This window comes from Microbacterium sp. F01, from assembly GCF_056156365.1.
In genome coordinates, this window is the sequence record NZ_CM149592.1 from 2,272,357 (window position 1) to 2,292,212 (window position 19,856).

13 protein-coding genes are annotated in these 19,856 nt (G+C 70.1%); 6 read left to right on the forward strand and 7 right to left on the reverse strand.

All coding sequences use genetic code 11. From position 1 onward, the window contains the following. The first annotated feature begins 36 nt into the window (after window positions 1-36). Window positions 37-819, forward strand: a complete 783-nt coding sequence (gene map / locus ACVN90_RS10405) for a type I methionyl aminopeptidase (protein ID WP_475102040.1) — start codon at window positions 37-39, stop codon at window positions 817-819. 2 nt (window positions 820-821) lie between these two features. Here the strand turns inward: map and treZ are convergent, their stop codons facing one another. Genes treZ through glgX form a run of 3 tightly spaced genes read right to left on the reverse strand, consistent with a single transcriptional unit; the run spans window position 822 to window position 7,118 of the window. After that, window positions 822-2,555, reverse strand: coding sequence for a malto-oligosyltrehalose trehalohydrolase (gene treZ, locus ACVN90_RS10410; protein ID WP_475102041.1), 1,734 nt, complete (start codon window positions 2,553-2,555; stop codon window positions 822-824). Further along, entirely contained in the window at window positions 2,552-4,894 is a 2,343-nt protein-coding gene (treY, locus tag ACVN90_RS10415) for a malto-oligosyltrehalose synthase (RefSeq protein WP_475102042.1), read from the reverse strand. Before treY ends, treZ begins: the two co-directional genes overlap by 4 nt. Before the next feature lie 10 nt (window positions 4,895-4,904). Beyond that, window positions 4,905-7,118: a glycogen debranching protein GlgX gene (glgX, locus tag ACVN90_RS10420; protein ID WP_475102043.1), complete on the reverse strand. Its 2,214-nt coding sequence runs from the start codon at window positions 7,116-7,118 to the stop codon at window positions 4,905-4,907. Between the two features lie 310 nt (window positions 7,119-7,428). Here glgX and nirB point away from each other — a divergent pair, with 310 nt between their 5' ends. Genes nirB through ACVN90_RS10440 form a run of 4 tightly spaced genes read left to right on the forward strand, consistent with a single transcriptional unit; the run spans window position 7,429 to window position 12,306 of the window. Then, a complete protein-coding gene (gene nirB, locus ACVN90_RS10425; protein ID WP_475102044.1) occupies window positions 7,429-10,008 on the forward strand; it encodes a nitrite reductase large subunit NirB in 2,580 nt (859 codons plus the stop codon). Further along, a complete protein-coding gene (nirD, locus tag ACVN90_RS10430; RefSeq protein ID WP_475098208.1) occupies window positions 10,005-10,403 on the forward strand; it encodes a nitrite reductase small subunit NirD in 399 nt (132 codons plus the stop codon). The genes nirB and nirD overlap by 4 nt, the downstream gene beginning before the upstream one ends. Continuing rightward, window positions 10,400-11,173, forward strand: coding sequence for a uroporphyrinogen-III C-methyltransferase (gene cobA, locus ACVN90_RS10435; protein WP_475098209.1), 774 nt, complete (start codon window positions 10,400-10,402; stop codon window positions 11,171-11,173). Before nirD ends, cobA begins: the two co-directional genes overlap by 4 nt. Further along, window positions 11,170-12,306 carry a uroporphyrinogen-III synthase gene (locus ACVN90_RS10440; protein ID WP_475098210.1) on the forward strand — a complete coding sequence of 379 codons (1,137 nt, stop codon included), beginning with the start codon at window positions 11,170-11,172 and terminating at the stop codon, window positions 12,304-12,306. Before cobA ends, ACVN90_RS10440 begins: the two co-directional genes overlap by 4 nt. A 20-nt stretch (window positions 12,307-12,326) precedes the next feature. Here the strand turns inward: ACVN90_RS10440 and trmD are convergent, their stop codons facing one another. Further along, a complete protein-coding gene (gene trmD / locus ACVN90_RS10445) occupies window positions 12,327-13,022 on the reverse strand; it encodes a tRNA (guanosine(37)-N1)-methyltransferase TrmD (RefSeq protein ID WP_475098211.1) in 696 nt (231 codons plus the stop codon). A gap of 179 nt (window positions 13,023-13,201) precedes the next feature. Between trmD and ACVN90_RS10450 the strand changes: the two genes are divergently transcribed. Next, window positions 13,202-14,632, forward strand: coding sequence for an MFS transporter (locus ACVN90_RS10450; RefSeq protein WP_475098212.1), 1,431 nt, complete (start codon window positions 13,202-13,204; stop codon window positions 14,630-14,632). A gap of 185 nt (window positions 14,633-14,817) precedes the next feature. Here ACVN90_RS10450 and ACVN90_RS10455 read toward each other — a convergent pair whose 3' ends face one another. From ACVN90_RS10455 to ACVN90_RS10465, 3 genes are all read right to left on the reverse strand, one after another. Next, window positions 14,818-18,864: a molybdopterin-dependent oxidoreductase gene (locus ACVN90_RS10455; RefSeq protein WP_475098213.1), complete on the reverse strand. Its 4,047-nt coding sequence runs from the start codon at window positions 18,862-18,864 to the stop codon at window positions 14,818-14,820. A gap of 101 nt (window positions 18,865-18,965) precedes the next feature. Further along, on the reverse strand, window positions 18,966-19,574 hold the full coding sequence (gene rimM / locus ACVN90_RS10460) for a ribosome maturation factor RimM (RefSeq protein WP_475102098.1): 609 nt from the start codon (window positions 19,572-19,574) through the stop codon (window positions 18,966-18,968). Between the two features lie 49 nt (window positions 19,575-19,623). After that, window positions 19,624-19,854: an RNA-binding protein gene (locus tag ACVN90_RS10465; RefSeq protein ID WP_475098214.1), complete on the reverse strand. Its 231-nt coding sequence runs from the start codon at window positions 19,852-19,854 to the stop codon at window positions 19,624-19,626. Window positions 19,855-19,856 lie beyond the last annotated feature (2 nt).

Consider the following 19,856-nt stretch of genomic DNA (forward strand, 5'->3'; position numbering starts at 1 on the left):
TCAGACAGAATGGAGGGGAACGAGAGGATCCACCACATGATCGAGTTGCGCACGCCTGCCGAGATCGAGGCGATGAAGCCCGCCGGGCGATTCGTCGCCGAGACCCTCGCGACGCTGCGAGACGAGACCAAGGTGGGCACCAACCTCCTCGCGATCGACCGTCGCGCGCACGATCTCATCCGCCGCGCCGGGGCCGAGTCCTGCTACATCGACTACCACCCGTCTTTCGGCGCCCGTCCCTTCGGGAAGGTCATCTGCACCTCCGTGAACGATGCGGTCCTGCACGGGCTCCCCTTCGACTACGCCCTGCGCGACGGCGACCTCGTCTCGCTCGACTTCGCCGTGTCGGTCGACGGCTGGGTCGCGGACTCCGCGGTCTCGTTCGTCGTAGGCACGCCGCGCGACGAGGACCTCGCGCTCATCGACACGACCGAGCGCGCGCTGGCCGCCGCCATCGGCGCGGCCACCGTGGGCAACCGCATCGGCGACATCTCGGCGTCCATCGCCGCGGTGGCACACGGCGACGGCTACTCGATCAACACCGACTTCGGCGGTCACGGCGTGGGCCGCGAGATGCACGGCGATCCCCACGTCGCGAACGACGGCAAGGCCGGCCGCGGCTACCCCCTCCGCGCGGGCCTCGTGCTCGCGCTCGAGCCGTGGTTCCTCGAGACGACCGACGAGCTCGTCACCGACCCCGACGGCTGGACGCTGCGATCGGCCGACGGCTCCCGTGGTGCCCACTCGGAGCACACCGTCGCGATCACGGAGAACGGCCCGATCGTCCTCACCGACCGCTCCTGGCTCGGCGTCGCCTGATCTCAGCAGTCGCGGTGAGCGAGCACCAGCGCTGACCGCCGCGGGAGCGCCGCGGACCCGTCGGCCACGCGCGCGGCGGGGTCGGTGGTGAGCAGAACGTCCGGCGCGCCGGTAACGGCGACCGTGACCGGTTCGGTGGCGAAGTTGACCACGATCTCGGTCCTGCCGCGACGCAGCCGGAACCATCGCTGCTGCTCGTCCGCCTCAGCGGAGAAGGCCCGGAAGTCCGGTTCCGTCAGGTCGGCGTGCTCCCTGCGCAGCTGGATGAGCGACCGGTAGAGCGCGAGCACGCGCGCGTGGACACCGGCATCGGTCTCCTCCCAGTCCAGTTTCGACCGCTGGAAAGTCTCGGGATCCTGCGGGTCGGGAACCACCGACTCGTCCCACCCCATCGCTGCGAACTCGGCCTTGCGCCCGCGGGCCGTCGCCTCGCCGAGCTCCGGCTCGGGATGCGACGTGAAGAACTGCCAAGGGGTCGATGCAGCCCACTCCTCCCCCATGAACAACATGGGCGTGAAGGGCGTCAGGACCGTGAGGACGGCAGCGATCGCGAGGCCCCCCTCGTCCAGCGTCTGCGACAGCCGGTCGCCTGCCGCACGATTGCCGATCTGGTCGTGGTCCTGTGAGAAAGTCACGAGACGCCATGCCGGGATGCGGGGATCGATGGGGTGCCCGTGTGCATGGCCCCGGAACGACGACCAGGTGCCGTCGTGGAAGAACCCTCGCGTCGAGGCCTTCACGAGTGCGGACAACGGGGCGAAGTCGGCGTAGTAGCCCGTCGTCTCGCCGGTGAGCGCGACGTGCAGCGCGTGGTGGTAGTCGTCGCTCCATTGCGCGGTCAGGCCGTACCCGCCGGCTTCACGAGCGGCGATCAGCAGCGCGTCGTTCATATCCGACTCGGCGATGAGGGTCAGCGGGCGCCGGAGATGCATGCTGAGCGCGTCCACCGCCTCCGCCAGCTCCTGCAGGATGTGGACGTCCGAGCGGTCCTTCAGCGCGTGGACGGCGTCGAGACGCAGCCCGTCGACGTGGTAGTCGCGGAGCCACATCAGCGCGTTGTCGACGATGTAGCGACGCACCTCGGGCTCGTCGAGGTCGACGGACGAGCCCCAGGTGTTCGACTCCGCATCACGCAGGTACGGGCCGAACTCGGGCAGATAATTGCCGCTCGGGCCCAGGTGGTTGTAGACGACGTCCTGGATGACGCCGATGCCGGCGGCATGGCAGGCGTCGACGAATCGCTGGTACGCCGCGGGTCCCCCGTACGGCTCGTGCACCACGTACCACAGCACGCCGTCGTAGCCCCAGTTGTGAACGCCGTTGAAGCCGTTCACCGGCAGCAGCTCGACGAAATCCACGCCCAGCTCGGCGAGGTGTCCGAGCCGATCGATCGCGGCATGCAGCGTCCCCTCGGGGGTGAAGGTGCCGACGTGCAGCTCGTAGACGACTCCGCCGGCAAGCTGGCGTCCCGTCCATTCCGCGTCGGACCACGCGTACAACGCCGGATCGAAGACGGCACTGAGTTCGTGCACACCTCGCGGCTGACGACGTGAGCGCGGGTCCGGGCGGGCGGCGTCTGCTCCGTCGAGCACGAACCCGTACTCGTCGCCGGCCTGGAGCTCCGCATCCGCGCGCCACCAGCCTCCGTCGATGCGGATCATCGCGCGGTCCTCACCGCGCCCTGCCACACGCATCGCCACTCTGCCGGCGCGCGGCGCCCACACTTCGGGGATCATGGCAGCTCCCCCGCAACGAGGAGGGCGACGGGGTAGATGTCCAGCAGCTCGGCCAGAGCGATGTGGCCGGTGAACGCGCGTCCGGTCAGCGCATCGGTCGTGGTCCCTCCATGCCTCAGCAGCATCGTGTCCTTCCAGGGCGAGCCGGTGACTTCGCCCCGCGCCGCCAAGCCGACCGGAAGCCGCGTCGCCACCGCCGCCGCACCGCCTCGATCGACGGCGATCGCATGGTCCGCCGCGGTACCGACGACGGTCATCGGCGTGTATCGCGTGAAGAGCTCCGGGCGGTCGCGGCGCAGTCGCAGCGCGCGCGAGGTGACGAGCAGCTTCGCCGCTCCCGTGCGGTCGACGACCGGCTGCAGGCCCCCGTCGATGAGCGAGAGCAGACGTCGGCGTTCATCGAAGTCCACCGCACGGCGGTTGTCTGGGTCGACCAGGCTCTGCTCCCACAGCTCGCTCCCCTGGTAGATGTCTGGGGCCCCGGGTCCCGTGAGCTGCAGCAGCTTCGCCGAGAGCGAGTTCGACCATCCGGCGCCCTCGATCTCCGAAACGAACGATTCGAGCCGCGCGGCGACGTCGGGCTCGTCGAACGCGGCGTCGACCACCGCGTGCATGCGCTGCTCGAAAACGTCGTCGGGCTCGAGCCAGGACGTCGCTTCGGCAGCTTCCCGCGCCGCCTTCTCGGCGTAGGCGTGCAGGCGTTCGCGGGAGGCCGGCCACGCGCCCACGATCGCCTGCCACAGCAGCGCATCGAAGGGACCATGGCCGGTGGTGGCGGCATCCGTCAGCTGTTCCAGCACCTGCGTCCAGCGCTCCGGGATCTCCGCGAGCACGGCCAGTCGTGCGCGCACGTCCTCACCCCGCTTGGTGTCGTGCGTCGACAGCGTCGTCATCGAGTGGGGCCACGCCGCGTGCCGCGTCGCCTGCGCGGCATGGAAGCGGTCGACCGGCAGCGAGAACACGGAGGGATCAGCACCCACCTCGGTCAGCGTGCCGAGGCGCGTCGCGCGATAGAAGGCGGTGTCCTCGACGCCCTTCGCCATCACCATGCCGCTCGTCTGCTGGAAGCGCAGAGCGGCAGGATGCTGCGGATCGGTCAGCATCGTCAGCACGGCGTCGAGCGCATCGGCGAGATCCGGACGCTGCGCCCGCACGGCCGCAGCCGCCTCATCGAGGTGCTCTCGTCCCGCGGGCAGGTAGGACCGATAGACGGGGAAGCGGGCGAGCAGCTCGATGAGCGCGTCCTGTGTCGCGGGATCATCCGGCCTGCCGAGGTCCCGCGCGAGCCGCCGCACCTCCGAACGGAGGATGCCCTCGCCGATGGCGCGCTTGGTGCCGGCGATCACCTCTGACCACGGAAGCGCCTCCGGCAGACCTGATGCCTCGCGCAGTCGTTCGTCGAGCGCGTCCAGCCCCGGCTCGCCGGACGGGTCCACGAGAACGCGGTCGATGTCGGCCAGCGCCTCGTAGCCGGTCGTGCCGTCCGCGGCGAAGAACTGCGGAAGCGCCTCGCCATCCTCGAGGATCTTCTCGACAAGCACGTACCCTCCGCCGGTGAGCTCCTGCAGTCGTTCGAGGTAGTCGACGGGGGCGCGCAGTCCGTCCGGATGGTCCACGCGCAGGCCGTCCACCAAGCCTTGGGCGAACCAGCGGCCGATCTCCCCGTGGGTCTCGTCGAACACAGCCGGATCCTCTACCCGCACCGCAGCGAGGCTCGACACCCCGAAGAAGCGACGGTAGTTGAGGTCGTACGCTTCGCGTCGCCAGTCCATGAGCTCGTAGTGCTGCCGCTCGTGAACGTCGAGCACGTCGTCGTCGTCGGCCCAAGAGCCCGGCGCGAGCGGGTAGCGATGCTCGTAGTAGCGCAGCTCGCCGTCCGCGACGCGCAGCGCTCCCGAGGCGGCCGCCGCGTCGGCATCCTCGCCGAGCACCGGAAGGCGGACCCTGCCGCCGCCGAACACCCAGTCGATGTCGAACGCGGCCGCGTACCGCGACGCGGGCCCGTGGGTGAGGACGTCCCACCACCAGGCGTTCTCCTCCGCGCGCGCCACGCCGACGTGGTTGGGGACGATGTCGACGAGGATGCCGCGCCCGGCGCCGTGGAAAGCACGCGAAGCCCGCTCGAGCGCCCGCCGTCCGCCCCGAGCCGGATCGACGGTGGTCGGGTCCACGACGTCGTAGCCGTGATCCGAGCCCTTCGACGCCGTCAGGATCGGCGAGAAGTACACCCAGTCCACCCCGAGATCGCTCAGGTACTGCTGCAACGCGGCGGCATCGTCGAGGGTGAACGAGGGTCGGATCTGGAGGCGGTACGTGGACCGCGGGCGGCGCGTGGGCACGGTGGTCTACTCAGCGGGAGAGTTCGGGACGGGGAGCGGCGCCTGGAACCTCGTCGAGGCCGGCGACGCTGGTCACGGCCAGCGAGGCGGCGACCGAATGATCGATCTCCGGCTCCGGCAGCTCGTGCTCGCGAAGCACCATGAGGGAGCGCCCCAGCACCGACAGCGTGGATCCGGGCTCGACCGGCGCGGTGTTCGCTTGCAGACCGGCGGTGTCGACGATCACATCCCACTCGGGACTGAACTCCACATCGGGGATGACGAAGTCGACCACGTCGTCGCCCGCGTTGAAGAGCACGATGAAATGGTCGTCCGAGATCGCGTCGCCGCGGCGATCCCTCTCCCGGATGCCGTCGCCGTTGAGGAACACGGCCACCGCCCGCCCGAATCCCGAGTCCCAGTCCTCGGGCTGCATCTGCGATCCGTCTGGGCGCGCCCACGCGATGTCGGGGATCGGAGCGCCCTCTTCGCGACGCACCGGGCGCCCGTCGAAGAACCGGCGCCGGCGGAAGGTCGGGTGCTCCCGGCGCAGGCGGGCGAGCGCTGCCGTGAACTCGACCAGAGGATGATCGGGCGCCGACCAATCGACCCACGTGATCTCGTTGTCCTGCGCATAGCCGTTGTTGTTGCCCCGCTGGGTGCGCCCCAGCTCGTCGCCGTGCAGCAGCATCGGCACGCCCTGCGACAGCAGCAGCGTCGCGATGAAGTTGCGCTGCTGCCGGGCGCGCAGCGCCAGCACCTCCGGGTCGTCCGTCGGGCCCTCGACGCCACCGTTCCACGAGCGGTTGTCGTCCGCGCCGTCGCGGTTGTCCTCCCCATTGGCCTGGTTGTGCTTCTCGTTGTACGAGACGAGATCGCGCAGGGTGAACCCGTCATGCGCCGTGACGAAGTTGATGGATGCCACGGGGCGGCGGCCCGAGTGCTCATAGAGGTCGGACGAGCCTGTGAGCCGGGACGCGAACTCTCCGAGCGTCGCCGGCTCACCGCGCCAGAAGTCGCGCACGGTGTCGCGGTACTTGCCGTTCCACTCCGTCCACTGCGGGGGGAAGTTGCCGACCTGGTAGCCGCCGGGGCCGACGTCCCATGGCTCCGCGATCAGCTTCACCTGCGACACCACCGGGTCCTGCTGAACGAGTTCGAAGAACGCCGCCAGGCGATCGACTTCGTAGAACTCGCGCGCGAGGGTCGAGGCGAGATCGAAGCGGAAGCCGTCGACGTGCATATCCAGCACCCAGTACCTCAGCGAATCCATGATGAGCTGCAGCGTGTGCGGATTGCCGACATTGAGGCTGTTCCCGGTGCCGGTGTAGTCCGTGTAGTAGCGCTTGTCGTCGTCTTCGAGCCGGTAGTAGGCCTCGTTGTCGATACCCCGCATCGACAGGGTCGGCCCAAGATGGTTCCCCTCGGCCGTGTGGTTGTAGACCACGTCCAGGATCACCTCGATCCCCGCGGCGTGCAGCGCTTTGACCATCGCCTTGAACTCCTGCACCTGCTGACCGCGCTGGCCACTCGAGGAGTAGGAGTTCTGTGGGGCGAGGAAGGCGATCGTGTTGTAGCCCCAGTAGTTGGAGAGCCCCTTCTCTTCGAGCACCGAGTCGTCGACGAACTGGTGCACCGGCATCAACTCGATCGCCGTCACCCCGAGCTTCTGCAGGTGCTCGATGATCGCGGGGTGCGCGATGGCACTGTAGGTCCCGCGGATCTCCTCAGGGATGGCCGGGTGCAGCTGCGTGAGTCCTCGCACGTGCGCCTCGTAGATGAAGGACTCCGCGTACGGGGTCTTCGGCAGACGGTCGCCGCTCCAGTCGAAGTAGGGGTTCACGACGACGCCCATCATCTGCTGCGCCGCCGAGTCTTCGTCGTTGCGGGAGTCCGGGTCGCCGAAGTCGTAGCCGAACACGGACTGGCCCCACCGAACCTGGCCCTCGACAGCCTTCGCATAGGGGTCGAGCACGAGCTTGTTCGGATTGAACCGCTGGCCGTTCGAGGGGTCGTACGGGCCGTGAACGCGATACCCGTAGCGCTGACCCGGCTGCACCGAGGGCAGGTAGCCGTGATGGACGAACGCATCGACATCCAGAAGCTCGACGCGGGTCTCCGCGCCGGCGTCGTCGAACAAGCACAGCTCGACGCGGTCGGCCCCCTCGCTGTACAGAGCGAAGTTGGTGCCGCTTCCGTCGAAGGTGGCACCCAATGGGTAGGGAGAACCGGGCCAGATCTGCATGCACGCTCCGTTTCGGCGGGGGCCTTCACCATAGCGGGCGGCGGTGACCTGCTGTTCGGGGTGGTGAATGCGGCGCCGACAGGGTAGGCGGCGGCCGCGGCATCCGTTTCTCACAACACCGCCCCCGACGCTGTGAGAGAAACGTTCGCTCGGGGTAATCGCCGCCCACGGGAGGTGAAACACCGCGCTCGTAGCGTCAGCATCACCGAGTCGTCCGCCCCGAGGAGGAGCCATGGCCCACCGCGACCGTGTCAACAGCCGGAAACATGACGCTGACGCTGCTGCAACATCACCGGCGTACGGTGACCGCATGAACGAGACCCCTGCCCTCGGCACCCACGTGGTGATCGTCGGCGCGGGCATGGTCGCGCACCGCTTCGTCGAGAGCCTGCTCAGCCGGGCCGGCGAGGAGTGGCGCATCACGCTCATCGGCGAGGAGGAGCGTCACCCCTACGACCGGGTGGGGCTGACCGGCTTCTTCGCCGGCGCCTCCCCCGAGGATCTCGAACTCGAGCGCGCGGTGCTCGACGACGAGCGCGTGCGGTTCCTCCGCGGCGAGGCCGTCACCCGCATCGACCGCGCTGCGCGTCGCGTCACGACCCGCAGCGGCACGAGCGTGGCGTACGACCGGCTGATCCTGGCGACGGGCTCGTACGCCGCAAAGCTCGCGGTCGACGGCTTCGGTCTCGAAGGCTGCTTCGTCTACCGCACGCTCGACGACGTCGAGAAGCTCGAGCAGTTCGTCCAGCAGCGTGCGGCCGAACTCGGGCGTCCGCTCGTGGGTACGGTGATCGGCGGCGGTCTGCTCGGCCTGGAGGCGGCGGGCGCCCTGCAGGGCCTCGACGTCGACTGCACCGTCGTGCAGTCCTCGGACCGGCTGATGTCGGCACAGCTGGATCTGCCCGCAGGCAACGCACTGCGGCGCCTCATCGAGTCCCGCGGCATCGCGGTGAAGACCGAAGCCGTCACCACGCGTCTGGACCCCGACCGCTCGGGACAGGTCACCGGTCTCGAGTTCCGCGACGGAACGTACGCGCGCACCGACGTCGTGGTCTTCACCGTCGGCGTGCGACCGCGCGACGAGCTCGCGCGCAGCGCCGGCCTCGACGTCCACCCTCGCGGCGGTGTGCTGATCGACGCCGGCTGCCAGACCTCCGACCCCCGCGTGCTGGCGATCGGCGAGGTCGCGAACTACGACGGAATGTGCGTCGGCCTCGTCGCTCCCGGCTACGCCATGGCGGAGGTCGCGGCGACGCGCCTCCTCGGGGGCGAGGCATCCTTCCCCGGTTACGACCTGTCGACCAAACTCAAGCTGTCGGGCGTCGATGTGGCGAGCTTCGGCGATGCCTTCGCCGAGACCCCCGGCGCACTCGACGTCACCTACGCCGACCCGGTGGCCGGCGTCTACAAGAAGCTCGTGCTGTCCGACGACGCGAAGACGCTGCTCGGCGGCATCCTCGTCGGTGACGCGTCGGCGTACGGGTCGCTGCGGCCGCTCGTCGGCGGCGCGCTGGGCGGCGACCCGGCGGCCTACCTCATGCCCGAGGGTGGCGTCGCGGCACCGACGGGCGACCTGCCCGACGAGGCGCTGGTCTGTTCGTGCAACAGCGTCACGGCAGGGACGATCCGGGGCGCCGTGCACGAGGAGGGCTGCACGGATGTCGCGGCCGTCAAGTCGTGCACGAAGGCCGGGGCCGCGTGCGGCTCCTGCGTGATGATGGTCAAGAAGATCGTCGGCACCGAGCTCGCCAAGTCGGGAGCGGCGCTCAGCAACGCGATCTGCGAGCACTTCGACATGTCGCGTCGTCAGCTGTTCGACGCGGTGCGGGTGTCGGGTCTTGAGACCTTCAGCGCCGTCATCGAGCGGTTCGGAAGCGGGCGCGGCTGCGACATCTGCAAGCCGGCCCTCGCCAGCATCCTGTCGACGCTCGTGCGCGGCCACGTGCTCGAGGGCGAGAACGCCACGCTGCAGGACACCAACGACCACGTGATGGCGAACCTTCAGAAGGACGGCAGCTACTCGGTCGTCCCCCGCATCCCCGGCGGCGAGATCACGCCCGAGGGACTGCTCGTGATCGGCCAGGTCGCGAAGGACTTCGGCCTGTACACGAAGATCACGGGCGGCCAGCGCATCGACATGTTCGGCGCCCGCCTCGAGCAGCTGCCCGAGATCTGGAAGCAACTCGTGGACGCCGGCTTCGAGTCGGGTCACGCGTACGGCAAGTCGCTGCGCACGGTGAAGTCGTGCGTCGGCTCGACGTGGTGCCGCTACGGCGTGCAGGACTCGGTCGGCATGGCGGTGCAGCTCGAGCTGCGCTACCGCGGTCTGCGCTCACCGCACAAGATCAAGCTCGGCGTCTCGGGCTGCGCACGCGAGTGCGCGGAGGCGCGGGGCAAGGACGTCGGCGTGATCGCCACCGAGGCCGGCTGGAACATGTATGTCGGCGGCAACGGCGGGTTCACCCCTCGACACGCGGTGCTCCTCGCCGAGGGCCTCAGCGACGACGAGCTGCTCACGGCGATCGACCGCTTCCTGATGTACTACATCTTCACGGCCGACAGGCTGCAGCGGACCGCACCGTGGTTCGAGGACCTCGACGGCGGCATCGAGGGTCTGCGCGAAGTCATCTTCGACGACAGCCTCGGCATCTGCGCCGACCTCGACGCCGCGATGGACGCCCACCTCGACTCGTACGAGGACGAATGGAAGGCGACCCTCGAAGACCCCGAGAAGCTCCGCCGGTTCGCGTCATTCGTCAACGCCCCGACCACGCCCGACCCCTCGCTGGCCTACACGGCCGAGCGGGGCCAGCCCCGACCCGCCACCGAGGACGAGCGCGCCGACTCGCGCGTGCTCATCGCCGGAACGACCCTGGAGGTGCGCCGATGACCCTCGTCGACCCGCAGACGGCCGAGTACACCGCCCCCGACGGCTGGGTGCGCGTGTGCGCACTGGACGACCTCGAGGTGGAGCGCGGCCGCGCCGCTCTGCTGGGCGGCACGCAGATCGCACTCTTCCTCCTCCACGGCCCCGACGGCTCGGCGGGGCGCGTGCACGCCGTGTCGAACCTCGACCCCTACAGCCACGCACACGTCATCTCGCGCGGCATCGTCGGCACCCGCCAGGACGTCCCCACGGTCGCGTCACCGATGTACAAGCAGGTCTTCGATCTGCGCACCGGCATCTGCCTCGACACCCAGGGCAAGGAGCCGAAGAGCCTGCACGTCTGGCCCGTGGCCATCGACGACGGCCACGTCCTGGTCCGCTGGGAGGGCGAGCGATGACCGGGCGCGTGAACAGCCCCGTCGGCCGCGTCGACCTCATCGGCGGCGGTCCAGGGCCCATCGACCTGCTCACGCTGCGGGCGTGGCGCCTCCTGACGAGGGCGGAGGTCGTCGTGATGGACCGTCTCGGTCCGACCGACATCCGCGACCACGTCGGCCCGGACGTCGAGATCATCGACGTCGGCAAGCTCCCCGGGCACCACCCGGTGCCGCAGGACGAGATCAACGAGATCCTCGTCGCCCGCGCCCGCGCGGGCAAGCGAGTGGTGCGTCTCAAGGGCGGCGACCCCTTCGTCTTCGGCCGCGGCGGCGAAGAGGTCGCCGCCTGCCTGGCCGCCGGCATCCCGGTCGACGTCGTTCCCGGAATCTCCAGCGCAGTCGCAGTGCCCCAGGCAGCCGGCATCCCGATCACCCATCGCGGTGTGGCGGGAGCAGTGCACATCATGAACGGCCCCTCGGAAGTGACGGACGCCACGCTCGCGGCTCTCCGCGACGACTCCGTGACGACGGTCATCCTCATGGGCGTCGGCGCTCTGCCCCGCATCGTCTCGGACGCCCTCCACGCCGGGGTGCCGGCCGACCGCCCCGTCGCGATCATCGAGCGTGGCCACCACCGCGATCAGCGCACCACCCGCAGTACTCTGGGATCGGTCGTGGTCGACGCGGGCCTCGCCGGTGTGCGCAACCCCGCGGTCATCGTGGTCGGCGAGGTCGCTCGCGCCGGGCTGCTGCTTCCCGACCCCCAACTGGCAGGTGACATCGTCCTTTGAGCTCCACCCCACGCCCCACCCTCTCGGCCGCACTCGACGGCTGCACGATCGTCATCGCCGTCGATCGTCGCTCGTCCGAGCTGGCCGCAGCGCTCGAGCGTCACGGCGCGCAGGTGCGCCACGCCCCCGCGCTGACGATCGTGCCCCACATCGACGACGACGCCCTGATCGCGGCGACCCGCGAACTCATCGCGCTGCAGCCCGACGTGGTCGTCGCCACGACCGGCGTGGGCTTCCGCGGCTGGATGGAGGCCGCCGACGAAGCCGGAATGCTCGACGACCTCCACGCCGCCCTCTCCCGCGCCCAGATCGTCGCGCGGGGCCCGAAGGCGCGGGGCGCGATCCAGCAGGCCGGCCTCACGGCCGACTGGGTGGCGGAGTCGGAGACCTCCGCGGAGCTGGGCGAGTTCCTCCTCGCCGAAGGCGTGGCGGGCAAGCGCGTGGCGGTCCAGCACCACGGCTCGGGGGCCGACGGGCTCGACGAGCTGTTCGAGGGCGCGGGCGCGGACGTGGTGAGCCTCACCGTGTACCGGTGGGGTCCTCCCCCCGACCCTGCCGCGGTCTCGCGCTCCGTCGTCGCCGCGGCGCAGGGTGAGGTCGACGCGGTGCTGTTCACGTCCGCTCCCGGTGCCGCCGAATGGATCGCCGCGGCGCGGAACGAGGGCGTGCTCGACGCGATCGTCGACCGCGAGGCCGAAGGACGCCTGCTCATGGCGGCCGTCGGACCGATCACGGCCGGCCCGCTGCAGGATGCCGGCCTTCGGCCTCTCATCGCCGAACGCGGGCGCCTCGGCTCGCTCGTGCGGGCCGTCGTCACGCACTTCGGCGGGGGCGGCGCGGCGTCGCTGCCGACATCGGCGGGCCGTCTCGAACTGCGCAGCACCGGCATCGTGCTCGACGGCCGCCACATTCCGCTGTCGCGCAGCGCCACCGACATCGTCGCCGCGCTGTTCGACGCTCAGGGCGGTGTCGTGTCGCGGCCGCGCCTGCAGGCGGCGCTTCCGCGATCGGGCGAGAACACGCACGCCGTGGAGATGGCCGTGGCGCGGCTGCGCGAGTCGCTGGGGGTTCCCGACCTGGTGAAGACCGTGGTCAAGCGCGGCTACCGGCTCAACGTCATCGAACCCGCCTGACGCGGCGCCGAAAAGGCACGTCAGGCGGCAGGATCCGGCTCCTGCAGCAGGTCGGGCCGATGCGCCCGGGTGCGCTCGAGGCTCTGCTCGCGCCGCCACGCGGCGATCGCACCGTGGTTGCCGCTGAGGAGCACGGGGGGCACCTCGAGCCCCCGCCACTCGGCGGGCTTCGTGTAGCTCGGGTACTCGAGCAGGCCGAGTTCGTGCGACTCCTCGACGAGGCTCTCGGGGTTGCCGACGACACCGGGGATCAGCCGCGACACCGCCTCGATCACGGCCATCGCGGCGACCTCTCCCCCGTTGAGCACATAGTCGCCGAGGCTCACCAGCCGCACGCGCCCGCGCGCCGAGTAGTGGTCGACGACGCGCTGGTCGATGCCTTCGTAGCGTCCACAGGCGAACACGAGGTGCTTCTCGTCGGCGAGCTCGCGGGCCATCGGCTGCGAGAACAGCTCGCCGGCGGGCGACGGCACCAGCAGCACGGCATCGTCGCTCAGCACCTCGTCGAGGGCCTCGCCCCAGGGCTCGGGCTTCATGACCATGCCCGCGCCGCCGCCGTAGGGGGTGTCGTCGACGGTGCGGTGGCGATCGTGGGTCCACTCCCGCAAGTCGTGGACATGCATGTCGAGGATGCCGCGATCCCGGGCCTTCCCGATCAGCGAGACCCCGAGCACGTCGAAGAACGTCGGGAAGATCGTGACGATGTCGACGCGCATGCCTTCGAGTTTAGAAGCCCCGCGTGTTTCCGACGTGTGACGGCGCGTCCACCTCGGGCCGCGGCATCCGTGATCGAGAAGTGACGGAGAGGTAACCGCGCGAGCAGGCGGGCCGAAACACGGGGTTCCTAGCGTGGAGACACACTCACCCCCAGTGCTGCTCAACCCAGGGAGGCGTCATGACAACGACCGATCCGTCGCTCACGGATACCGCTGCTCCATCCCGCACCATCGCCCCGGCCGATGCACCGGTCACCCTCACCCATCGCCCCGGCCGCTGGATCGACGGCTGGAACGCCGAGAACCCGACGTTCTGGGCGGCTTCGGGGCGCGCGATCGCCCGGCGCAACCTCGGCTGGTCGATCTTCGCCGAGTTCCTCGGGTTCATCATCTGGCAGCTGTGGAGCATCGTCGTGGTGATGCTGCCGGCCGCAGGATTCCAGCTCACCAGCTCGGAGTCGTTCTGGCTCATCTCGCTGCCGAGCCTCGTCGGCGCCACGCTGCGCTTCCCGTACACGTTCATGGTCGCGATCTTCGGCGGCCGCAACTGGACGATCGTGTCGGCGGGCCTGCTGCTCATTCCGGCCGTGCTGCTCGGTTTCGTCGTCGCGAACCCTGAGACGCCGTTCGGCGTGCTGCTGCTCGTCGCGGCCCTCGGCGGCGTCGGCGGCGGCAACTTCGCGAGCTCGATGGCCAACATCACCTACTTCTTCCCGCAGAAGGAGAAGGGCTGGGCCCTCGGCCTGAACGCTGCCGGCGGCAACCTCGGCACCTCGGTCGCGCAGTTCGCCGTGCCGATCGCGGTGACGATCGGCGCCGGCGCGACCCTCAACATCTCGCTCGCCGGCTGGATGTGGATCCCGCTCATTCTCGTTGCGATGTGGGGCGCATGGCGCTACATGGACAACCTGTCGTCGGCCAAGGCGGACTTCGGCAGCTCCGCTGCGGCCCTGCGCGAACCTCACCTGTGGATCATGGCGGTGCTCTACATCGGCACCTTCGGCTCGTTCATCGGTTTCGCGAGCGTCTTCCCGAAGCTCATCGCCGACCAGTTCCCCGAGTTCTCGACGTTCCAGGTCGGGCAGGCTGCGATCTCGCTGGCCTTCCTCGGCGCGCTCGTCGGTTCGCTCGCCCGCCCGTACGGCGGGCGCCTGGCCGACCGCTTCGGCGGTGCACGTGTGACCGTGGGCGCCTTCTCGGTCATGGCTCTCGGCGCGCTGGCGCTCGTCTGGACGCTGCCGATGCACAACTTCGTCGTGTTCCTCGCGTGCTTCCTCGTGCTGTTCGCGGCGACCGGAATGGGCAACGGCTCCACCTACCGCATGATCCCGAGCATCTTCGCCGCTCGCTCGCAGGCGAGAGGTTACGAGCCCGGCACGGCGGACGCCACGAAGATGATCCGCAAGGCGGCTGCGGCGCTCGGGCTGATCTCGGCGATCGGCGCCTACGGCGGGTTCCTCGTACCGCAGGTGCTCAACGCGTCCCAGCTCGCCACGGGCGGCTACCAGGCCGCGTTCTACGGCTTCGTCGCCGCCTATGTCGGGCTCCTGCTCCTCACGGTGTTCGTGTACGTGATCCCGCGGAAGTCGCTCGCGAAGCAGCGCATCTGACCGCACCTGCTCTGACGGAGAGCGGATGCCTCGACCCCGAGGCATCCGCTCTTCTGCATGTCCGTCGGCTCCGTCAACGAACAGGGCGTGAGGGCGTCGCCACGCGACCGTCGTCGCCACGCGACCCTCGGTATCGGGACGCGATGGAGCGACGGGTGCCGCGAGACGCAGCATCGGCCGGCGGGTCAGTAGACGTCGCGGACGTAGCGCTCGTCGGCGGCGAGGCCCCGCACGTACTCGGCAGCGGCCTCCTCGGAGAGTTTGCCGTGCTGCTGCGCGATAGCAACGAGGGTCGCGTCGACGTCCCTGGCCATGCGCATCGCGTCGCCGCACACGTAGACGTGCGCGCCGTCGTCCTGGAGCCAGCGCCACAGGTGCGCCCCGTGCTCGACCATGCGGTCCTGCACGTAGATCTTCTGCCGCTGGTCGCGTGAGAACGCGACGTCGAGGCGCGTGAGGAACCCGTCCTCGCGCATCTCGTCGAGCTCGTCGCGGTAGTAGAAGTCGGTCGCGGCGTGCTGCTCGCCGAAGAACAGCCAGTTGCGGCCGGTGTGGCCGTCGGCGCGGCGGTCCTGCAGGAACGCGCGGAACGGCGCGATGCCCGTGCCGGGTCCGATCATGATCATCGGCGTGTCGCCGGCCGCGGGCGGGCGGAACGCGGGCGAGCGCTGCAGGTAGACGGGCGCCGCCGGCGCGTCGCCGTCCGCGAGGAACGTCGAGCACACACCGCCGCGCGCGCGTCCGGAGTCGGTCTCGAACCGCACCACCGAGACGGTGAGCTCAACGGTGTCGGGGTCGGTCTTGGGACTCGACGAGATCGAGTACTGGCGGGGCTGCAGGCGCTTCAGCACGCCGGCCCAGTCGGACGCGGTGGCTTGCACGGGGAAGTCGCGCACGAGGTCGACCGCCTGCTGGCTCCACAGGAACTGCTCGAGGCGGCCCTTGTTCTCACGGCGCAGGAGCCCCGCGAGCATGCTGTCGCCGCTGCGCTCCGCGACGAACCGCACCAGGTCGACGGGGGTCTTCGTGATGTCGAGTCTCGTCCGCAGGGCGTCGGCGAAAGTCCGCTCCTCGCCGTCGATCTCCACGATCTCGAGCGGCGCGATGCCGGTCGCGTCGAGCCACTCCGCGACGACGGACGGCGCGTTCGCGCAGACGACGCCGAGCGAGTCGCCGGCCTCGTACGTCGCGCCCGAGTCCGAGAGGTCGAACGCGAAGCGGCGCACCTCTTTCTGGGACCCGGGCCCGCTCAGCAGGTCGTTGCGCACGAGGGGCGCCTGCACCGGGTTGCCCCGGCTGAACAGCCGCTTCGCAGGCGGCGCCTGCAGGGAGACGGATGCTGCACCCGTCGTCCCCTCCGCCGCCAGGGTGTCGAGGATCTGGGCGAGCCACGCCTCACGAGGTTCGTCGGCATCGGGCTCGAGGTCGACGCGATCGAGGAGCGCCGTGGCGCCGAGTTCGCCGAGCCGCGTGTCGAGGCGGCGTCCGTGGCCGCAGAAGTCGTCGTAGTTCGAGTCGCCGAGCGCGAGCACGGCGTAGCGGAGCCCCGACAGCTCGGGTGCACCGTCGGCGTTGAGCTCGTGCCAGAGAGCGGCCGCGTTGTCGGGCGGTCCACCGTCGCCGAACGTGGAGGTGACCACGAGCAGCCGCTTCACCGCTGTCAGGTCCGTGGCGCGCAGTTCCGCCATGCTCCGGGCACGCGCGGGGATGCCGCGGGCGCCGAGCGCGGCGGTCGCCGCCGTGGCGAACTCCTCGGCGTTGCCCGTCTGCGAGCCCCACAGCACCACGACCTCGTCGAGGGCCTCGGCGGTGGCCACCCCGACGGATGTGCGCGAGAACGCCCCCGCGAGCACGCCGTCGAACCATGCGCGGGCGAGCGCGCCGAGAGGCGCCTCGACCGGCAGCACCGGCACTTCGCCGGGCGCGAGCACCACCGACCGCACCGTCGAGAGGAATCCCGCGAGGTAGGCACCCTCGAGATCGTTCAGCTGCGGCGGCGCGAGGGCCACACCGGCACTCGCCAGTGCCTCATCGGCGGACGCCGTCGACGATCCTGCTCCCCCGACGGCCGGGCCGACCCGGCGAAGCGTGACCGCAGCGAACTTGAACTCGGGCTGCGACGACAGCGGGTCGACCGCGTCGCTGGTCACGGCATTGACGGTGACGTATTCGCCGTGCTCGTCGTTCCAGTGGAAGGGCGCGAACAGCCCGCCGGGCTGTACGCGATCGGTGAGCACCGCGGGCACGACGAACCGACCGCGGCGCGACGCGACCTCGACCTGGTCGCCTTCCGCGATCCCGAGCCCCTCCGCGTCGGCCGGGTGCACTTCGACGAACGGTCCGGGGTGCAGCTTCGTCAGCTTGGCGACCCGACCGGTCTTCGTGAGCGTGTGCCAGTGGTGTGGCAGCCGCCCGGTGTTGAGGACCCAGGGGTAGTCGTCGTCCGGCAGCTCCGCCGGGGCGAGGTGCGGTCGCGCGAGGAACTGGGCGCGGCGCGAGGGCGTCGCGAAAGCGAGGCGCGGTACTGTGCCGTCTTCCTCGACGTGCAGCGACTGGCTCACCCCGTCGTTGACGTATCGGATCGGATGCCGCGTCTCCGCGTCGTCCGGAGGCGCGGGCCACTGCACCGGCGTTTCACGCAAACGCTCGTAGGTCACGCCGCGCAGGTCCCAGCCGGTCTGCGGGTTCCAGAAGCGGCGGATCTCGTCGAACACCTCGGCGCTCGAGGCGAAGTCGAACCCGTCGAAGCCCATGGCCCGGGCGATCTGGCAGATCGTCAGCCAGTCCGGCTGAGCCTCGCCGGGAGCGGGCACGACGTCGCGGACGAGCGTCAAGGTGCGGTCGCTGTTGACCGTGACGCCGTCGGCCTCCACCCAGAGCGTGGCCGGCAGCAGGATGTCGGCGTACGCCGTGGTGGCGGTCTCGGTGTAGACGTCCTGCGCGATGACGAGCTCGGCGGTCTCGAGCGCCTCGATCACCGTCTTGCGGTTCGCAACTGACGCGACGGGGTTGCTGCAGATGACCCAGACGGCCTTGATCTCGCCATCCGCCGCGCGGCGGAACATGTCGATCGTGCCCGAGCCCGATTCCGCGCGGATCGCGCCCGGTTCGAGGTCCCAGATCTCCTCCACGAACGCGCGGTCCGGTGCACTGAACACGGCGCGCTGGCCGGGAAGGCCGGGGCCCATGTACCCCATCTCGCGCCCGCCCATCGCGTTCGGCTGGCCGGTGAGCGAGAACGGACCGCTCCCGGGTCGGCAGATCGCGCCGGTGGCGAGGTGGAGGTTGCAGATGGCGTTCGTCGACCAGGTGCCGTGGGTGGACTGGTTGAGGCCCATCGTCCACAGCGTCATCCACTCGCCGGCCTCGCCGATCCAGCGGGCGGCGGTGCGGATGTCGTCCTCGGCGAGTCCGGTGAGCTCCGCGACGCGCGCCGGCGAGTACTCGGCGAGGAGCTCGGCCATGTGCTCCCAGCCCTCGGTGTGAGCGGAGATGAACTCCTCGTCGATGTCGCCGGCCTCCACCAGCAGGTGGAGCAGACCGTTGAGCAGCGCGAGGTCGGTGCCGGGCTGGATCTGCAGGAAGAGGTCGGCGCGGTCGGCGGTGGTCGTGCGACGCGGATCGACGACGATGAGCTTCGCGCCCTGCTTCAGACGGTCGGCCATCCGCAGGAACAGGATCGGGTGGCAGTCGGCCGTGTTCGAGCCGATCACGAAGAACAGGTCGGCGCGGTCGAAATCCTCGTACGACCCGGGCGGCCCGTCGGCTCCGAGGGACTGCTTGTAGCCGGTACCGGCCGACGCCATGCACAGCCGCGAGTTCGACTCGATGTGGATTCCGCGCAGGTACCCCTTGACGAGCTTGTTCGAGAGGTACTGCGCCTCCATGCTCATCTGCCCCGACACGTAGAGGGCGATCGCATCGGGTCCGTGCTCGTCGAGGATCGCGCGGAGGCGGGCGGCAGCATCCGTCACCGCATCAGCGACCGGTACCGGCGCCGCGGGCTCGCCGCGAGAGGGTCGCACGTGGGCCGACGTCATGCGGCCCGGAGCCTGCATGAGCTCGGCGTGGGTCGCGCCCTTCGTGCACAGCCGGCCGGCGTTCGTGGGGTGCGCACGGTCGCCCGTCACCTTCGCAATGGCGAGAGGATGCCCCGCTCCGGCGTCCGCGGTCGTCACCGAGATACCGCAGCCGACGCCGCAGTAGGAGCACACGGTGCGGACTTCGACCATGCCTTCGATGGTCCCGGATGGAGATTCCGGGGCGTTTCCCGCCGTGTTTCCCGCAGATCACATCTGCCGCACGCTCAGCGGGAGCGCACAGTGAAGAGGCGTCAGCCGGTCGAGTCGTCAGAGTCGGCCGCGGAGTCCGACCGAGCCTCTTCGGCCTCGTCGGGGATCTCTTCGAAGAGTCCCGCCGGCGGCGTCACGATGACGCGACCGCCCGCGATGTCGACCTCGGGCACGATCGCCTTGACGAACGGGACGAGGATCTCTTCGTCGCGGACCTTCACGATGAGGAGGTCCTGCGCGGGGAAGTGATCGACACGTGCGACCTTGCCGACGGTCCGACCGTCGCGCACGACGTTCAGCCCGACGAGCTGGTGATCGAACCAGGCGTCCTCCTCGGCGGGCGTGGCCTGGATGTCCTCGTCGATCCAGAGGATCGCGCGGATGAGCCCCTCGGCGGCGTCGCGGTCCTCGACGCCCTCGAAGAAGGCGACCGGGTGGCTGTTCATCCACTTGAACTCGCGCACGGTGAGCGGCTTGCCGTGCCACGGCGACGACTCGGGCACCTGGAGGGTGAACGTCGCACCGGGGACGAAGCGACCCTCGGGATCGTCCGTGTACAGCTCGAGCTTGATCGCGCCCTTCAGGCCGTGCGCCTTGACGAGGCGCCCGACCCGGAGCTGCGTCTTGCCCGCAGGGGGAACTGCGTTCACGGGCTTGCGGGCGTCAGCGCCCGATCCCGTGCTGTCGCCGGCGGACACCTCAGTCGTCCGCGACGTCGACGCGCACACGGCGGCCGTCGGCGAGGGCAGAGATGAGGGTGCGCAGGGCTTTGGCCGTGCGGCCGCCGCGCCCGATCACGCGACCCCGGTCGTCGGGGTGGACGTGCACCTCGAGCACCTCGCCTCGCGGCGACGTGGACGAGTCGATGCGGACGTCATCCGGGTGATCGACGATCCCCTTGACGACGTGTTCGAGCGCGGCGGAGAGCAACG